Genomic DNA, 17,336 nt, shown 5'->3' on the forward strand with positions numbered 1-17,336 from the left:
CTAGTAAAGCCTATCACTTTCCAACCTGATTAATAGAATACGCCGGTTTTGTAATAAATATATCAGTGCGGATATTCTTGATATCTTCTTCCGTGATCACGTCATTGACATCGGAGAGATGTTTGCGGATTTTTTCTTTAGTAGAAGTATCAACTAAAATTTGGGAGATATTTTCAGCAGCGTTCATGAGAATTTTTTGAAGTTGGCCCATATCCGAAAATTTTATGTGGTTAAATGTAAACCTTTATCCTAATGCGTTATTTACATTTTTTGCACATGGGCTGCGCAAAGCTACCTTAAATAATCTATTGGTTTACAAGGATTTCAAGGCTTAACAATTCGGTAATATTGTGCATAAAAAAAGCCGGAAATGCCGGCTTCATTCATTATATTTTTGTGAAATATATCAGGAAATTGTCTGCGAAAACTCTATTAACTCATGTCCTCAGCGGTTTGAAGTCGCTTAACCGCTGAGAACATGAGAACGCAAAGTTTACGCAGAGATTTTATTTTCCTTTTTTCGGGTGCACGATCTTCATCTCATCCACCAACCTGGTTGCTCCCGCAAATTTGTCCACGATAAACAATACATAACGGATATCTACCATAATATTGCGGCAGATCGACGGGTCGTAATTGATATCGCTCATAGTGCCTTCCCATACCCGGTCGAAATTCAGTCCGATCAGATTTCCATAGGCATCCAGCGCCGGGCTGCCGGAGTTGCCACCTGTTGTATGATTGGTAGCAATGAAACAAACCGGCATCACGCCGTTTTTACCATATCGGCCGTAATCCTTGTTTTTATACAAGGTGAGCAGTTTTGCCGGAACATCAAATTCGTAATCTCCGGGTTTATATTTTTCCATCAGCCCATCCATATCGGTAAAATATTCATACTTCACCGCATCCCTGGCTGTATAGCCCGCTACTTTTCCATAAGTTACACGAAGTGTACTGTTGGCATCGGGATAGAATTTTTTGTCGGTCATCACTTCCATTTGTGCCCTGGTGTATGTGCGCTGCAACTGGTTGATCTTTTCCTGCATCGGAGTCAGTGTTGCCAATACATTTTTTTGAAAAGTCTGCTGGATATCTGAAAACAACTTCAACGCATCAAAAGCTTTGATAGCATCAACCGCTTCTGTAGCCGGTTTGGCAAGGATCGCATCAAGATTGCTTTGAGTATACAATCCCTGCTGACTGTACAGTTTGCCGCCGAGCGCCGCATAACTGTTATCAGAAGCGTCGAGCCATTGCAACAAGACAGGTGAAACATATGCTTTCGGCTGATCTGTCACATACATTTCAGCCAATGACTCAAATACGGAACGGTCTACTGTCGCGTCATACTCTTCCAACACCGCAGCAATAGCAGGTTTCACCGTTTTCAATTTATCCTGGTAACCAGCTTCCCCGTTCCTAGTGTAAGCCGTCACCAACGAATTCAGGTTCATCGCGATTGCATTCAACTCTATCTTATTAATGATCTCTGTGTAATAATCGCGGGCAAGCCCGAAAGGTTTGAAAGAGGCATAAGCCGCATCCAGATCGGTCAGCAGATTGCCATAACTTTCTTTCCATGCCGCATTTGCTAATACCCTCTTTTGAAATTCCGCTTCGTACGTTTTTTTCTTATCTACGGCATTGGTGCGTGTGAGCCCCTGTATTTCACCCTGCCATTTTTTGTACGCATTTTGTATGCTGGCATATTTTGCTGCATATTTTATCTTAATCGCTTCATCCTTGCGCATGTAGCGGTCTATCACAGCCAAAGCTTTATCACGGATCGCGATCTTCGCCGGATCATTCACCGAGCGGATCTGCTCTACCGCCACACCTGGCAGGTATTCCGTGGTCCTGCCCGGAAAACCGAATACCATCGTAAAATCATTTTCGGCTATGCCATCCAGTGAGATCGATAAAGATTTTTTAGGCGTGTAAGGAATATTGTCGGTGGAATAAACAGCCGGCTTATTATCCTTTGATGCATAAATACGGAACATGCTGAAATCACCGGTATGCCTTGGCCACATCCAGTTGTCGGTATCTTTTCCGAAGTTGCCGATAGCGCTTGGCGGCGCTCCCACCAGGCGTACATCCCGGTAAGTTTCGGTAACGAAAAGATAGTATTGATTCCCTTCAAAAAAGCCGCGGACAAATGCATCCTGCGTCGGTTCTTTTTTAGCATTCACTTTTATTTTCTCCATGTTCTTTTCAATAACACTCATGCGTTGTGCTTCCGTGAGGCCCGTAGTTATTCCTTCGAGCGCTTCCTTGCTCACATCATCGATGCGGACGATGAACGTGGCATACAATCCTTTGTTAGGTATCTCATCCGCATTGGTAGGCGCCCAGAACCCATCGCGGATATAATTGTGCTCGAGTGTAGAATGATTTTGAATGGCATCGAAACCGCAATGATGATTGGTGAGCACCAGTCCTTTGGAAGAAATAAGTTCGCCGGTACAGAACCCGCCAAAACTTACCACGGCATCCTTCAGGCTACCTTTATTGATGCTGTAAATGTCTTCGGCGCTGATCTTCATGCCGAGGCTTTTCATACGTGATTCATTGAGCTTGCCCAGCAATTGCGGCAGCCACATGCCTTCATCCGCTTTTGCGAAGAGGGAAATAATGGAAAACAGTAATACTAAAAGGGATTTGTTAGGTTTCATATAGTGAATAGTCAATAGTGAATAGTCAAACCTTCGGACTTTATGAAGAAGGTACAACTTGAAAAATTCGTAATTCGTAATTCGTAATTGTCAATTGTTCTCCAGTCTCGCTCCCAATACCTCTCCCCCTTCCACATCCACCACAATATTTTCCTGCAGTGTGGTAGACACCGAGAGGCCTACATAATTAACATCGATGGGGAATTGTTTATGGGTTCTTTCTACAAGCGCCAGGGTTTGTATCTGCCGGGGATGCTGTTGCAGTAAAGGTTTCAACGCATATAGCATGGTGCGGCCGCTGTTGGCCACATCGTCTATCAATAAGATGGTCTTATTATTAAAATCGGTTTCCTCGCTGAGTTTTATCTCACCGGGATTTTTTTTATCGATCTCAAGGGATATTACCCTCACAAAACCGGGAAATACTTCCAGCAGGTATGCTTCGATCTTTTGGGCAATGAATATCCCGTTTTCTTTTATCCCGATAAGGATGATCTCCTTATTCTCATAATTGCGTTCCGCTACTTCAAGCGCCATCCGGCGAAGTTTTTTATCGGCGGTATGTTTGTCTAGGATCATATTTATTACACGAATTTTACGAATTACACTAATTAGCGATATAATATTTGGGGATTTCCCAAAACCGAAAAACGATTGTACGAATTGAAAGCCAACTTTGCGCCTTTGCGTTTCTTTGCTCCTTTGCAGCTTGCCCCGCCGAATGGCGTGGGTGAAAATCCTTCCAAAATTATTCATTCTAAGCTTCTAAAAGCTAATTTTTCTATCTTAGCTGTTACAAATTCCGTTTATGCAGTATTTACCGCAGGTAATTTTCGTTTTGTTAGCCGCCGCAGCCAGCATTTTATTCGCCAGAAATATCCTGCAGATCAGGCGCAATATTTTGCTTGGCAGGGATGAAGACCTGTCGGATAACACTGCCCTTCGCTGGAAGAATATGCTGCTGCTGGCTTTCGGGCAAAAGAAAATGTTCCGCAACCCTATGGTAGCCATACTTCACCTTTTTGTTTACGTAGGTTTTGTAGTGATCAATATCGAAGTGCTGGAAATAGTACTGGATGGGATTTTGGGTACGCATCGTCTTTTTCTTGAAACGCTGGGCGGTTTTTATACTTTCCTCATCAATGTTTTTGAAATACTGGCCGCCACCGTGCTTATTTCGTGCGTCATTTTTCTTGCCCGCAGAAATATCATCAAACTCAGGCGTTTTATCAGCAAAGACCTCAACGGCTGGCCCCGCAGCGATGCCAATTATATACTTATCACCGAAATAGTGCTGATGGCACTTTTCCTTACCATGAACGCTACCGACAGGGCTTTGCAATTGCAGGGTGCAGCACATTACCATACCACAGGGCATTTCATCATTTCGGATGGACTTTCGGGTTTGTTCAGCGGTATGTCGACCGGCACGCTTGTATTCATCGAACGTAGCTGCTGGTGGCTGCACATCATCGGCATCCTGGCGTTCCTCAATTACCTCCCCTACAGCAAACACCTGCATATCATGCTGGCATTTCCGAATGCGTATTATGCAAGGCTGCAGCCCATGGGTGAAATGAAGAACATGGTGAACGTACAGAACGAAGTGAAATATATGATGCAGCCGGAACTGGCTCCTTCAGGTGATGCACAACCGATGAAATTCGGCGCCAAAGATGTGCAGGATCTCAGCTGGAAAAACCTGCTGGATGCCTATAGCTGCACCGAATGCGGCCGCTGCTCTGCCGCCTGCCCGGCAAACCTTACAGGAAAATTATTAAGTCCACGAAAAATAATGATGGACACCCGCGACAGGGCGACTGAGGTTGGAAAAAATATCGCGAAAAATAAAGAGTTTGTTGCCGATGGCAAAACATTGGTAAACGATTACATCACCGTAGAAGAACTGAGGGCTTGTACCAGCTGTAATGCCTGTGTGCAGGAATGCCCGGTGAGCATCAATCCGCTGGAGATCATACTGGAACTGCGTCGTAGCCTCGTGATGGAAGACAGTAATGCACCGCAGGAATGGAACGGCATGTTCAGCAATATTGAAAATAACTTCGCTCCGTGGAAGCTAAGCCCGGATGATCGCGACCAATGGGCTGCCGAACTTGAATCTTCTAATTAAATTTTTTAGCTTTCAATTCCTTTATCGTGTGCTCAGTACATCCGTTGCTCAACGGAGTAATGGTGATAAGGAATTTCCCAAATAAGGCATTGTGGCTGGCCATTACCAAACTGGAATTTTTGAAATATGTGAATTGCCCGGGATCGAATGGTAAGGTATCGGGAATATGCAGACGCGGAATATCCGGATGAAGTAAATACAAAACCGATAGTCCTGTCAGGCTCAGCGTAATGATATGAACTTCCGAATCGAGCTTACGGTAAATGGTAGCGGTGCGGAATTCGATAGAAGCATCAAAACATACCACATGTTCTTCTGTCATTTCCAGGTGGAAATCCGAAATGAATTTTACCAGCTGATCCTGCGTTGCTTTCATGGTGGTTGTTTTCAAAAAATATTCCAGCTTACCTCTGTAAAAATAATGCCAGAATAGCGGATATGAAGAATTCCATCCATCACCCGGCAAATGGCTGCTGCAAAAAAGATTGCAGACGGATAAGACCGGGTGCATATTAAAAGCGCCTCATCCCCATCATTCATCCGATTCATCAAAAGTTACCGGAAGTTCAGTTTTCCTGCACAATTGTTTCATTGTGCTGATCCTCGATCTTATGCATTTTTTCTTCGATGCCCTTGTGGCGCAATAGTTTTATGAGCTGTATGATAGCCGTGATGGCGAAAATACCGCCGATGATCCAGTTAAGATATTGCTGGCTGTTGGCGATGCGACCCACTAACCAGGCGCCGCCGAATATAAAAACACAGTTTCCCAACAATGTTCCGATACCAATACCAATTATATAGGAGTTGTACTGACGATTTTTAGGCTCCAGTATTTTTTTTGTGAATAAAACTGTGCTCCAGCCAAACCAGAATGGAATTTGTACAGGATTAATAGCGCACATTAACATTCCCAGTAAAAAACGATGCATGTTAATATTTTTCAACGGAGATTCATGACCGGTAGTTCCTTGTTTTGTTGCAGCAATAAAACTTCCAACAGCAAGAGCTAAAATGATTGCAAACGTAATCCATTCCATAGCCCGCATTACCTTTTCTTGTTTCCTTACCCAATCAATACCAACTAGAGAAATTCTGACGTAAACCATCTCTACCAGCAACGACCCTAACGAAAAATAAATAGCTTGTGTAAAGCCTTCTGCAAGACCAATATCCATGGCAGCGATATTAAGTGTACCCAGCGGCAGCGAACCCAGAAAGCTAATGACAAGCCCCCAACAAAAAATACGGAGAATTTTAGGCATGCACCAAAGTTAGTTGATAGTGGATAATTGATAATTAATAATGGATAATTAATAATTTTTCGGCCTGACTTACTTACACCAATTCAACAACTCCTTACTTACATAAAAAAGCCGCAGTGGTAAACTGCAGCAATTATCTTGTAAACTTCCTGTCGGTGGCCGGTCGTCTGTCGTCTCCTTACTTCGCGTATACTTTCAATTCCACTTTCACATTATCGCTCATCGTAGCGCTGCTCTTGCCTACACCATAATCCAGCCGATTGATCTCAAATTCACCCGAAAAAAGAAAACCGCCTTCGTTGGAAACGGCATTGAACGGGAAGCTGATGACTTTGGTTACATCTTTGATTGTAAGATTACCAGTGAAAACATAAGCTCCCGGAGTGGAAGTGGTAGCTATTTTGGTGCTGACGATGCGGATGGTCGGGTATTTTGCCGCATCAAAAAAATCAGCATTCCTGAGATGGTTATCGCGACGGTCGTTGTCGGTATCCACCGTATTTACATCGGCGGTCACATCAACCGAAGAAGCCGCAGGATTTTTCATATCGATCCTGATCGTCCCTTTCAGTCCGCTGAGATCGCCGCCGGTATTGATCGCCATGTTCTTGATAACAAAATGAACCTTGCTGCCCAGATCCTGTGGAGTAAGTGTTTTCTGGGCATATAATCCCACGAAAGAAAAAAGCAAAATGGCCAGGAATAAAGTATTTTTCATAAACGAAATTTTTGATACACAAATTAAACGCATTATTTTAAAAATATATCCTAAAGTTCTTTTAACAAAACTTACCTAAATTACGTTAATAGCAAAGGGAGGCTGGAGGCTGGATACTGGCATTTTATAAATTTCGAAGATTATTATAAATTTTAATTTTTAAGAAATATCGAGCAACCAGCATCCAGCAACGGTTTCCCCAACTAATCCCTTTCGCATCATATGCTCCGATCTTCCACCATACAATTACTTCGTTTCCATTTTTCCTTATTCCTGATGCCGGTGTATTGGTTTGCTCTGAGCCAGGTACTGGAAGTCAATTGGGGCCGGGCCTTGCTGGTATTTATCATTCTCCACCTGCTCGTTTACCCTTCCAGCAACGGTTACAACAGTTATATGGACCGTGATACTGAAAGCATCGGTGGGATCAAAAATCCCAAAGCCCCCACAAGGCAACTCTTTTATGCTTCCGTTACGATGGATATAGTGGCGATATTGCTCAGTTTTTTTATCAGCCTTTATTTTGTAGTGGGAATATTTCTTTACATAGCCGCATCGCGGGCTTATAGTTACCGGGGCATCCGGTTGAAAAAATACCCGGTGACAGGTTACCTGACGGTCATTTTTTTTCAGGGTGCCATCACCTACTTCCTGGTAAAACATGGCTGCAGCAGCGCCTTACAGCTATCCGTATCACCGGTAGCGATGGCGGCGTCTTCATTGCTGGTGGGCGGGTTTTATCCGCTTACGCAGATATATCAGCATCGCCAGGATAAAGAAGATGGAGTACGTACCTTGAGCATATTGCTGGGTTACAGGGGCACGTTTGTTTTTACAGCGATCATCTATTTCATCGCGATGTTGATGCTCGGCATCTATTTTGCAGAGAATCTGGAGTTGGACAACTTCATCATCTTTCAAACCTTTATGTTGCCTGTACTCGTATATTTTTTCTGGTGGTTCTATAAAGTGCATAAAAGTGTGGACAATGCAAATTTCACCAACACCATGCGCATGAACCTGCTGGCTTCCGTCTGCACCAATGCGGCATTCATCACGATTTTAATAGCAGATAAATTTTGAGTAAGATCACTTCTATAGCAACGAGTCTCCCGGAGTTCAAACACACACAGGATGACTTATACAAATTTTCCGACAATATTTATTCTTCCAACGAAACTGATAGCAGGAAGCTGAAATTCATTTACCATCAAAGCGGCATCAGCACACGCTATTCGGTAATTCCTGACTACAGCAGCCCCAGGGAGCAATGGACATTTTTTCCCCCATCAAAAGACCTTGAGCCTTTTCCTGCGATAGAACAGAGGATGAAGTTTTATTCAAAAGAAGCGGCTAAACTTTCCATTTCGGCGATTGAAAAATGTATCGGTACTAAAATATCAAAAACTGACATTACTCATCTCATTACGGTCAGCTGTACCGGCATGAGTGCGCCAGGGCTGGATCTTGACATCATCGAACAAATGGGACTGCCCAAAAATATCGTCCGCAGTTCTGTGAATTTCATGGGATGTTATGCCGCCATCCATGCCATGAAAATCGCGGATGCTTTTTGTAAAAGTTCCTCCGCAGCAAATGTGATCGTGGTATGCACGGAGCTTTGCACGCTGCATTTTCAAAAAGATATTTCTGTTGACAACATCACCGCTTCTTTATTATTCTCCGACGGATGCGCCGCGATGTTATTTCAAAACGATGTTGCAGAAAAAGGGATCACCCTCCGGAATTTTTTCAGCGATGTGAGTTTCAAAGGCAGACAGGACATGGCCTGGGAGATATCTTCCAAAGGTTTCCTGATGACATTATCGGGTTTTGTACCCGACCTGATCAAAGAAGATTTTGAAGAGCTGGTGACCACTTCGCTGAAAAATGCGGGCAAAACAAAAGCCGATATCACGCATTGGTGTATACATCCCGGCGGCAAAAAAATCCTGGATACTATCGTACGAAGTCTTGCTATTGATAATAAAGCATTGCAACATTCATACACCGTATTGAACGATTATGGCAATATGAGTTCAGCTACCATCGTATTCGTGCTGCAAAAAATACTGGAAGAATTAAGCGCCGAACCTTTACAGGAAGCTACCATTTTTGGCGCCGCGTTTGGCCCGGGACTCACCATGGAAACTTTTACAGCTACTTATGGTTAAGCTTTCTACCAGATCGAACCAAAAAGAGATCCTTGACCGGGATGATATCCCGTTTGAAGACATCCGCCAGAATATGCGTGAGCTCAATACGATCAACAGTCTGCTCGGAGGGCATCGTATAACGTTGACGGGTATACGAATTTTTGTAAATGAACATGCAGGCACTTCCCCCATCAGCTTCTGCGAGATCGGCTGTGGTGGTGGCGATAACCTGAATGCCATTTATAAACATTGCCGGCATTCAAAAAACGCCCTCTCCCTCACCGGAATAGATATCAAAAAAGAATGCATTGATTTTGCGCAGCAGCAATACCCCGCAATGCCCGTGGATTGGCTGATCAACGATTACCGGCTGATAGATTTTAAAGAGAACAAGCCTGGGGTGATTTTCTCTTCCCTGTTTTGTCATCATTTTACTGAAGAACAATTGGTGGCACAACTGCAATGGATGAAAGCGAATTGCCGTTCCGGATTTTTCATCAACGATCTTCATAGAAATGTATTCGCCTATTATTCCATCAAATGGCTGACGAAGCTTTTTTCAAGGTCTTACCTCGTAAAAAATGATGCGCCGCTTTCGGTAGCCCGTGGTTTTACCAAAAGCGAATGGAAAAATATTTTTACAAAAGCTGGTATCTCCAACTACAAGATCCGCTGGAAATGGGCCTTCCGGCACCTGATCATTTTCAAACATGCATGATTCCATCTACGATACAGCCATCATTGGTGGCGGACTGGCCGGACTGAGCCTATCCATTTTGCTGGCGCAAAAAGGAGCTAAAGTGATCCTTTTTGAAAAAGAACAATACCCTTTTCATAAGGTCTGCGGCGAATACATTAGTCTGGAAAGCAAAGATTTTCTGCATGGCCTCGGACTTGATATCGAAGAACTGGAGTTACCCATCATAACAAAACTGGTGGTAACGGCACCTGATGGTACACAACTGAATCAGGACCTCGACCTGGGGGGATTCGGGATCAGCAGGTTTACGCTCGATCAATACCTCAAAAATATTGCGGAACAAAAAGGCGTAACTGTTTTGGAAAACTGTAAAGTGACTGATACAGTTTTTACGGATAACATGTTTACTATCAAAAACAATTCCGGTGACTTTCAGGCAAAGGTCTGTTGCGGTTGTTTTGGCAAAAGAAGCAATCTCGACATCAGATGGAAAAGGCCGTTTGTAAAGCAGGTAAATAACAAACTCAGTAACTACATCGGCGTGAAATATCATATCAGGACTAAATTTCCTGACGATACCATCGCGTTGCATAATTTCAAAAATGGCTATTGCGGCATATCCAGGATTGAAGAAAATAAGTATTGTCTCTGTTATCTTACCAATGCACAAAATCTTAAAGAGAGTAATAATTCCATTGAAGAAATGGAGAAGAATATTCTTTCAAAAAATATCTATCTCAAAGAAATATTCGAGCGAAGCGAAAAATTATATCAATCACCTTTATCGATCTCCCAGGTATCTTTCATTAAAAAATCCAGGGTGGAAAATCATGTATTACTGCTCGGCGATGCCGCCGGAATGATCACGCCACTGTGTGGCAACGGTATGAGTATGGCGATGCATGGAGCAAAAATTGCTGCCGAAAATATTGCAGATTTTTTACAGGCTAAGATCAGCAGACAAAAAATGGAGCATTCTTATGATGAACAATGGAAGAAAGAGTTCTCTTCACGGCTTCGCACCGGGCGCATTATTCAGCGGTTCTTTGGGAAAAACTGGACAACGAATTTATTTATCAAAGTGATGAAACTATTTCCTTCGCTGACAAAATTCATTATCCAAAAAACTCATGGAAAGCCGTTTTAATTAATAATGAATAATTAATAGTTAATAATTACAAACCGTAAAGAACAAAAAGATATATCATCCGAAATAATTAATAATTATTAATTATTAATTCTACCCTATCTTCTCATCCGCTGCTTTCATCACTTCAAATAATTTCACCGTTTCTTTCCTGAATTTCATTCCCCGAATAAACGCCCATGGTTTTACACCGAGCGACGCATTGTAACGGCTGATCGTGTATAGCGCTTTCCAATGTTTGAGGATCTCTTTGTGTGCATTACGCAAAGTATAACCCGTATCGTAAAAATGATTGGGTTCGGCACCACAGCCATTGTATTCAAGTATGGTGAAATTTTTTCCTTGTTTCAATTCAGCAATACTGTTGCACATGATATCGTATCGCCCGTAAAAAAAATCGTTGATGCTGATACTGATATCATCGAATATTTTCAGCAGGTTATCATCGATCTCATTTTTGAGATCCACAAAATGAGCGCCCCGGTTGTGGTTGGCGGCATAGCTTAGAATGTACTTTTCGCCTGCAGGTACCACATTATCCCAGTTTTCTTTGTGCTTGCTGTGCAACTCACCCACACGCTTAGACGCTTTTTCATGCAGCGCCACCAATTGCGAGAGCGTATGTTTTCCATCGCCGATCACATGCAATGGTATCTTATGTAAGAATCCGGTGATCACACCTTTTGCTTCTTTCGGGTGGCGGATATGAAAAACACTCACTTCGATCGGGTAATGCACCATCGCCTGAACAATATATTCCACCGGAATGTTGCGGTGATAATGCAGCAATTCCTCTTCGTTATCTACTTTACGAAACAGGATACCCTGTCCGCCGACTTCCGGTTTTACAATAAACGGATATCGGATATTATTTTCGTCCAGCCATTTCCGTATGGAAACTATGTCATCCGTTGGCAATACATTGAACGTGGTGGGATAAAGATGTTTTGGCAGCAGGTCGTACATTTCCCGTTTGGGTTCGCCTTCCATTCCGCCAAAAGTGAGCTTTGGATTGCTGGGAGTAAAAAACCAGACTGCGCCGGACTTTATCATGTACCAGCACCAGTAAGGCACCAGGGGTGCATAGATGAGCTTGAACGGCCATGCTTCCCAGTTCTTTATTTTTTGTATGAGACTTTTCAAATCAGTAGTTAATTTGTAAAAATAAATGCAATTGGGCAAACATCAATGATAAAATGTTGTTTACTTTGTTGTAATAAACCTTATAACATGCATGTACCAACAATGGCTGAGATGATGGCAAGTGGCGAAAATCCGGAAATATTATTCTGGGTTGGGTGTGCCGGAAGCTTTGATCAGAGGGCGCAAAGGATCACCAAGGCATTCGTGACGATACTGGATAAAGTTGGAATAAAATACGCCATTCTCGGTAAAGAAGAAATGTGCACCGGCGATCCTGCCAGAAGGGCCGGCAACGAATTCATGTTCCAGATGATGGCTTACCAGAATATCCAGATACTGAATGGGTATGGAATTAAAAAGATCGTGACCGCCTGTCCGCATTGCTTCAATATATTGGGTAATGAGTATCCCGAATTGGGCGGTACGTATGAAGTGATCCACCATGCTACTTTTTTGCAGCAATTGATAGATGGCGGTAAGATCAACATGAAAGAAGGCGGTGCGTACAAAGGAAAAAAGATCACTTACCACGATAGCTGTTACCTTGGCCGTGCCAATAACATTTACGAAGCCCCGCGAAAAGTACTGGAAGCGTTGGATGGCGAACTGGTGGAAATGAAACGTTGCAAAAGCAACGGGCTTTGCTGCGGTGCCGGCGGGGCACAGATGTTCAAGGAAGAAGAACCGGGTACAGTGCGTATCAATATCGAACGTAGCAATGAAGCGCTCGAAACAGGCGCAAGCATCATTGCGGCAGCCTGCCCTTTCTGCAACACAATGCTTACAGATGGCGTAAAAAATAAAGAAAAAGAAGACGAAGTAGCCGTGATGGATATCGCGGAACTGGTGGCAGCCTCAATGATGTAAAATCTATGATGTAAGATCTATGATCGCTTTCAAACGAAAGTTGGTACACATTATAGTTAGTACTTGAAAATTGAAGACCTCAGATCATACATCTTAGATCATAGATCATACATTTGCATTATGGATTTCAACATAGCCGAACATATTCCCGAAGATTTTCACGACAGCAGCAGGGTGTGGATATACCAGTCAGATCGCTTATTTTTTATGAGCGAAGCCCTCGACATGGAAAAAACATTGCAGGATTTTGTCAGTAGCTGGAACAGCCACGGCACGCCGGTAAAGGGTTACGCCAATCTATTCTTTGGCCGCTTCATCATTTTCATGGCGGATGAAACTTCTGCAGGAGTAAGCGGATGCAGCACCGACAGCAGTGTGCGGGTGATCAAAGAGATCGAAAAAAAGTATGGGGTTGATATGTTCAACAGGCAACTGCTCAGTTTCTATGTAAAAAATAAAGTAGAGCAGATACCGCTTTCCCAATTGAATTATGCCCTGGAAAATGGCCTCATCACCGGCGATACATTATACTTCAACAATACAGTACTCACTAAAAAACAATTGCTGGAAGAATGGATAACCCCGGCAAAAAACAGCTGGCTGAAGAGCAAACTTCATTACACGAATTAAAACGAATTACAGGGTTTTTAAAACCCCGGAGGTTTTCAAAACCTCCGGGGTTTAGCCACTTCGCTAATTCGTGTAATCATTTCTTTTTCTTCTTCGTGGCTTTCTTAAACGTATACGCCAATGCCAGCTTATAATTCCGGCTGTTGTTGCGATAAAAACTCTCCAGCGTATACCCGGGCCCGTAAGTATAATATTTATTCTGCTGCTGCCTGAATGGATCGATGATATTGAGGCTTACGGATAAATTTTTATGAAATAATTTCTGTTGTATCCCAACGCTCATGCTGAGTGTGCTGCGCAAACTTCCTTGCGGATTGGCAAAACGGCGGTAAGCAAAATTGCCCGTCATGGTGAGCAATGGATTGACTGTGTAATTTCCGGTAACAGAAGAATTCAAAGAACCGCCATTGCGAAAGCGGTTGACAGTACGATCGTGCTCACTGTAAACATTGTAGCTATATCCCGCACTCACAGTGGCTTTGATCTTTTTCCCGACATTGAATCCCCCCCACGCACTGCTTTCATATTCCTTGCGGCCGCTGAGGTTTTGCCAGGTGGTAAAGGTTTTCCCATCGGCCTGCAACGTACGTATGGAACTGAATATCTGCTGCAGGGCATTGTAGCCGATGGATAAGTTGATATTGAATTTCTTGTTCCAATACCCCCCTATCACGTCAAAATTATCTGAATAATACGGCTGCAGGAACGGGTTACCAAAACGTGTATTGTACGGATCGGAATAATCCACACTCGGATTGAGATTGCTGATGCCCGGCCTCTTGATACTGCGTTTATAGCTCACCGTCAGACTGTAATCGTTGTCCCACTTTTTATTCAGCGTAGCAAATGGAAGTGTGCTGTAGTAAGGGTTTGCGTAATTGTTGGCATTGTTCACGATATCGAAAGAGGTGCGGCTGTATTCCTGCTGCAATCCGGCGGTGATGAAAAAATTCTTTTTTACTTCGTAACGCAATGCAGCCCTCACCGCATATACAGCCTGGTAGAAATCAAATTCATTGCTCAGTACAGGGTTTTCTGTAAGCACATTCTCCGGCTTTTTCAGATAGGCCGTGTGAAGGGTATTGTAAGTATGATAATAGTTGATATTTCCACCAACGCTCAGGTAATATTTATTGTTGGCCATAGGCCTGTCGTAGTTGAGCCGCAGCGAATAGGTCTTGTTGGTGGTATGCGTATTTTGCTGCTGCGTAGAGTCCGTACCGGTAAAGCTTCCATCCGGAAAAAGGAATCGCTGATAATAATTCCGGAGGTTATCGTAGTTACCCAAGGCGGCGCTCCCATTGACCGTAAATATGGTCGGGACATTTTTTCCTTTAAAAGTATAGGTGAATGCCGCTGAAGGATTGCCACTTTCCGTTTCGCTGCCCACACTCCTGTTGCTCAGTTTATACAATTCCTTGAACCGGTTGATATTACTGTAACGCGTATTATTTATTCCTGCATTATCGTTGGCATTGTACAGCAAAGTCATATTCACGCTGCTTTGCCTGGTCAGCTGGTAATCCACGGAAAGCCTGCTGTTAGGGCGTTTTGTGTAACTATTGCTGGATCCTGCAGTGTTGAAATAATTGGTGCTGTCGGCATACATATTCTGCCTGTTGCTGTAGCTGATACCACGGTATTCATTGTAGCTGTACCCCACATTAAAATTCAGCGAGAGTTTATTTTTTCGATAGTTGATATTCCCGCTGGTACTGGCTTCGCCCCGGGTGCCATACGCTATGTTCAGCCTTGCACTAAAGCCGACCTTTCCTTTTTTTGTAACGATGTTGATCACGCCGCCGCGTTCATTGGCATACTGCGGCGGAGGCGTGGTGAGCACTTCAATTTTTTCTATCATGCTGCCCGGCATGCTTTCCAGGAGATCCTGCAATTGCCGGGCATCCAGTTCCACGGGTTTATCATCGATCAGCACTTTCACTTCCTTCCCCCGCATCAGCAATTTTCCATCTTCGTCTACACTTACCAGTGGAGTCTGTTTCAACAGTTCAGTCGCGTTGGCGCTGTTGCTTAATGCCGATTCCGAAGCATTGAACGTAATTTTTCCATCCTTGTTTTCGTACAAAGGTTTTTCTGCGTAAACGATCACTGCAGAAAGGTCCGTTGAACCTGAAGAGGCCGATAATTTTATATCTGCCAGGTTAAAATCCGACCGTTCCCTCCTCACATAAATGCTGTCGATGCGAACGGGAGCAAATCCTACCGCAGAAACAGACAGCCGGTAATACCCGAATGGTAACTTTGAAAACTCAAAGCCGCCGTCTTTATCGGTAAAAGTGTAAAAAATTTTTTGAGTATCACCCATGTTATTGGCGATGACCGAAGCGCCTTCCACAGCTTTGGAATTGTTGATCCCCAACAAGTTCCCTGCAATGATACCAGACGTGGAATCTCTTTGTGCTAAGGACAACTGGCTGACTAAACAACAAATAATAAGCAGGTGAAGTTTCAAAAAGGTGATTTTTCTGCAAAATAAACTGAACTGGTGAAGAATGTATCATGAACCATCCGGAATTTGATGAGTTCTTAGGAAATCTATCAGATGTCTACTGAACCCTCACGCAAATATGAAAAACTTTGAACGTTTCACTATTCACCATTCACTATTCACTATTCACTATTCACTATTCACTATTCACTATTCACTATTCACTATTCACTATTCACCATTCCCTATTCACCATTCACCATTCACTATTTTCTGCCATCCTGTCACCATTCTGCTATTTTCAGTATCTTTGCGCATTAAATTTATTTCGGGACGATGCAGGAACTTCTTTTGGCTAAGACACATGATGAAACGCGGCAGGGCGAAGCATTTGCGCCTGCGCAGGAGCCTGTGGCTGTCAATGGCAAACGCTTTTACATTGAGAGTTATGGTTGTGCGATGAACTTTGCAGATAGCGAAGTGGTGGCTTCCATTTTACAAAAAGAAGGATTTGGCGCCACTACTGATGTAGATACGGCTGATCTTATCCTGATCAACACCTGTTCTATCCGCGAAAAAGCGGAAGACAGGGTACGTAAACGCCTCACCGAATTCCGGCAACTCAAACGATCTAACCCGGGCCTGGTGGTGGGTGTTTTGGGCTGTATGGCCGAACGCCTGAAAGCCAGTTTTATAGAAGAAGAAAAACTCGTGGATATAGTGGTAGGCCCTGATGCTTACCGCAGCCTTCCCGGCCTCATTGAAGAAGCCAATGGCGGGCAGAAAGGGGTGAATGTATTGCTGAGCCGCGAAGAGACCTATGCCGATATTGCGCCGATAAGGCTAAACAGTAATGGCGTAACCGCTTTTGTGAGCATCATGCGTGGCTGTAACAATATGTGTTCTTTCTGTGTAGTGCCTTTTACCCGTGGCCGCGAACGCAGCCGCGATGCAGCCAGCATCGTGCAGGAATGTGAGGCATTGTTCAACGAAGGCTACCGCGAAGTGACCCTGCTCGGACAAAACGTAGACAGTTACCATTGGATAGATGAACAGAAGGACGAGACGGTGACGTTTGCACGCCTGATGGAACTGGTAGCCAATATATCGCCGTTGCTGCGCATCCGTTTTTCTACTTCTCATCCGAAAGATATTACCGATGATGTATTACACATCATGGCGAAATATGAAAACATCTGCAATTACATTCACCTGCCGGTACAAAGTGGCAGTACAAGGGTTTTGCAGATGATGAACAGGACATACAGCCGCGAATGGTACCTGGCAAAAGTAGATCGCATCCGCGAAATATTGCCGGATTGCGGCATTTCCACCGATATGATCGCGGGTTTCTGTACCGAAACGGAAGAAGAGCACCAGGAATCACTCAGCCTCATGGAATATTGTAAATATGACCTGGCTTACCTCTACTTCTATTCCGAAAGGCCCGGA

The 17,336-nt window shown here is 43.7% G+C and carries 17 protein-coding genes; 9 read left to right on the forward strand and 8 right to left on the reverse strand.

What is annotated here, in order from left to right; all coding sequences use genetic code 11:
* Nucleotides 1–13: 13 nt before the first annotated feature.
* The 3 genes from EGI32_RS02070 to EGI32_RS02080 form a co-directional block, all read right to left on the reverse strand.
* A complete protein-coding gene (locus EGI32_RS02070) occupies nt 14–211 on the reverse strand; it encodes a hypothetical protein (protein WP_255153699.1) in 198 nt (65 codons plus the stop codon).
* A gap of 295 nt (nt 212–506) precedes the next feature.
* Nucleotides 507–2,678: a S46 family peptidase gene (locus tag EGI32_RS02075; protein WP_255153700.1), complete on the reverse strand. Its 2,172-nt coding sequence runs from the start codon at nt 2,676–2,678 to the stop codon at nt 507–509.
* Nucleotides 2,679–2,768: 90 nt separating this feature from the next.
* Entirely contained in the window at nt 2,769–3,257 is a 489-nt protein-coding gene (locus tag EGI32_RS02080) for a phosphoribosyltransferase family protein (RefSeq protein WP_255153701.1), read from the reverse strand.
* Between the two features lie 75 nt (nt 3,258–3,332).
* Between EGI32_RS02080 and EGI32_RS02085 the strand changes: the two genes are divergently transcribed.
* Nucleotides 3,333–3,596, forward strand: coding sequence for a hypothetical protein (locus EGI32_RS02085; protein WP_255153702.1), 264 nt, complete (start codon nt 3,333–3,335; stop codon nt 3,594–3,596).
* Entirely contained in the window at nt 3,487–4,809 is a 1,323-nt protein-coding gene (locus EGI32_RS02090) for a (Fe-S)-binding protein (RefSeq protein ID WP_255153703.1), read from the forward strand. Before EGI32_RS02085 ends, EGI32_RS02090 begins: the two co-directional genes overlap by 110 nt.
* On the opposite strand, the gene EGI32_RS02095 is transcribed toward EGI32_RS02090, so the two are convergent.
* From EGI32_RS02095 to EGI32_RS02105, 3 genes are all read right to left on the reverse strand, one after another.
* A complete protein-coding gene (locus EGI32_RS02095; protein ID WP_255153704.1) occupies nt 4,802–5,185 on the reverse strand; it encodes a hypothetical protein in 384 nt (127 codons plus the stop codon). The two genes, EGI32_RS02090 and EGI32_RS02095, sit on opposite strands and share 8 nt — an antisense overlap.
* A 190-nt stretch (nt 5,186–5,375) precedes the next feature.
* On the reverse strand, nt 5,376–6,074 hold the full coding sequence (locus EGI32_RS02100; protein ID WP_255153705.1) for a LysE family translocator: 699 nt from the start codon (nt 6,072–6,074) through the stop codon (nt 5,376–5,378).
* A gap of 178 nt (nt 6,075–6,252) precedes the next feature.
* Nucleotides 6,253–6,792 (reverse strand): YceI family protein, encoded by a 540-nt coding sequence (locus EGI32_RS02105; RefSeq protein ID WP_255153706.1) that lies wholly within the window; start codon nt 6,790–6,792, stop codon nt 6,253–6,255.
* 222 nt (nt 6,793–7,014) lie between these two features.
* Between EGI32_RS02105 and EGI32_RS02110 the strand changes: the two genes are divergently transcribed.
* Genes EGI32_RS02110 through EGI32_RS02125 form a run of 4 tightly spaced genes read left to right on the forward strand, consistent with a single transcriptional unit; the run spans nt 7,015 to nt 10,795 of the window.
* Nucleotides 7,015–7,875 (forward strand): UbiA family prenyltransferase, encoded by an 861-nt coding sequence (locus EGI32_RS02110; RefSeq protein ID WP_255153707.1) that lies wholly within the window; start codon nt 7,015–7,017, stop codon nt 7,873–7,875.
* The gene (locus EGI32_RS02115) at nt 7,872–8,966 is read left to right on the forward strand and encodes a type III polyketide synthase (protein ID WP_255153708.1); all 1,095 of its coding nucleotides are present in this window, start codon (nt 7,872–7,874) and stop codon (nt 8,964–8,966) included. Before EGI32_RS02110 ends, EGI32_RS02115 begins: the two co-directional genes overlap by 4 nt.
* Nucleotides 8,959–9,666, forward strand: coding sequence for a methyltransferase domain-containing protein (locus EGI32_RS02120; protein WP_255153709.1), 708 nt, complete (start codon nt 8,959–8,961; stop codon nt 9,664–9,666). The genes EGI32_RS02115 and EGI32_RS02120 overlap by 8 nt, the downstream gene beginning before the upstream one ends.
* Nucleotides 9,659–10,795 carry an NAD(P)/FAD-dependent oxidoreductase gene (locus EGI32_RS02125; RefSeq protein ID WP_255153710.1) on the forward strand — a complete coding sequence of 379 codons (1,137 nt, stop codon included), beginning with the start codon at nt 9,659–9,661 and terminating at the stop codon, nt 10,793–10,795. The genes EGI32_RS02120 and EGI32_RS02125 overlap by 8 nt, the downstream gene beginning before the upstream one ends.
* A 93-nt stretch (nt 10,796–10,888) precedes the next feature.
* Here EGI32_RS02125 and EGI32_RS02130 read toward each other — a convergent pair whose 3' ends face one another.
* On the reverse strand, nt 10,889–11,938 hold the full coding sequence (locus EGI32_RS02130; protein WP_255153711.1) for a hypothetical protein: 1,050 nt from the start codon (nt 11,936–11,938) through the stop codon (nt 10,889–10,891).
* Between the two features lie 87 nt (nt 11,939–12,025).
* Between EGI32_RS02130 and EGI32_RS02135 the strand changes: the two genes are divergently transcribed.
* Together EGI32_RS02135 and EGI32_RS02140 are read left to right on the forward strand one after the other, a co-directional pair.
* Nucleotides 12,026–12,805: a (Fe-S)-binding protein gene (locus tag EGI32_RS02135; protein ID WP_255153712.1), complete on the forward strand. Its 780-nt coding sequence runs from the start codon at nt 12,026–12,028 to the stop codon at nt 12,803–12,805.
* 120 nt (nt 12,806–12,925) lie between these two features.
* Nucleotides 12,926–13,435 (forward strand): hypothetical protein, encoded by a 510-nt coding sequence (locus EGI32_RS02140; RefSeq protein ID WP_255153713.1) that lies wholly within the window; start codon nt 12,926–12,928, stop codon nt 13,433–13,435.
* 76 nt (nt 13,436–13,511) lie between these two features.
* On the opposite strand, the gene EGI32_RS02145 is transcribed toward EGI32_RS02140, so the two are convergent.
* On the reverse strand, nt 13,512–15,866 hold the full coding sequence (locus EGI32_RS02145; RefSeq protein ID WP_255153714.1) for an outer membrane beta-barrel protein: 2,355 nt from the start codon (nt 15,864–15,866) through the stop codon (nt 13,512–13,514).
* Between the two features lie 354 nt (nt 15,867–16,220).
* Between EGI32_RS02145 and miaB the strand changes: the two genes are divergently transcribed.
* The coding region (gene miaB / locus EGI32_RS02150) for a tRNA (N6-isopentenyl adenosine(37)-C2)-methylthiotransferase MiaB (RefSeq protein ID WP_255153715.1) at nt 16,221–17,336 on the forward strand (1,116 nt) is incomplete at its 3' end.

The sequence above is a fragment of the Ferruginibacter sp. HRS2-29 genome, from assembly GCF_024343615.1.
GTDB lineage: Bacteria > Bacteroidota > Bacteroidia > Chitinophagales > Chitinophagaceae > Ferruginibacter.

Coding starts and splice junctions, on each gene's coding strand:
- EGI32_RS02070 (WP_255153699.1), bottom strand. CDS start 211: ATGGGCCAACTTCAAAAAATTCTCATGAACGCTGCTGAAAATATCTCC.
- EGI32_RS02075 (WP_255153700.1), bottom strand. CDS start 2,678: ATGAAACCTAACAAATCCCTTTTAGTATTACTGTTTTCCATTATTTCC.
- EGI32_RS02080 (WP_255153701.1), bottom strand. CDS start 3,257: ATGATCCTAGACAAACATACCGCCGATAAAAAACTTCGCCGGATGGCG.
- EGI32_RS02090 (WP_255153703.1), top strand. CDS start 3,487: ATGCAGTATTTACCGCAGGTAATTTTCGTTTTGTTAGCCGCCGCAGCC.
- EGI32_RS02095 (WP_255153704.1), bottom strand. CDS start 5,185: ATGAAAGCAACGCAGGATCAGCTGGTAAAATTCATTTCGGATTTCCAC.
- EGI32_RS02100 (WP_255153705.1), bottom strand. CDS start 6,074: ATGCCTAAAATTCTCCGTATTTTTTGTTGGGGGCTTGTCATTAGCTTT.
- EGI32_RS02105 (WP_255153706.1), bottom strand. CDS start 6,792: ATGAAAAATACTTTATTCCTGGCCATTTTGCTTTTTTCTTTCGTGGGA.
- EGI32_RS02110 (WP_255153707.1), top strand. CDS start 7,015: ATGCTCCGATCTTCCACCATACAATTACTTCGTTTCCATTTTTCCTTA.
- EGI32_RS02120 (WP_255153709.1), top strand. CDS start 8,959: ATGGTTAAGCTTTCTACCAGATCGAACCAAAAAGAGATCCTTGACCGG.
- EGI32_RS02125 (WP_255153710.1), top strand. CDS start 9,659: ATGCATGATTCCATCTACGATACAGCCATCATTGGTGGCGGACTGGCC.
- EGI32_RS02135 (WP_255153712.1), top strand. CDS start 12,026: ATGCATGTACCAACAATGGCTGAGATGATGGCAAGTGGCGAAAATCCG.
- EGI32_RS02140 (WP_255153713.1), top strand. CDS start 12,926: ATGGATTTCAACATAGCCGAACATATTCCCGAAGATTTTCACGACAGC.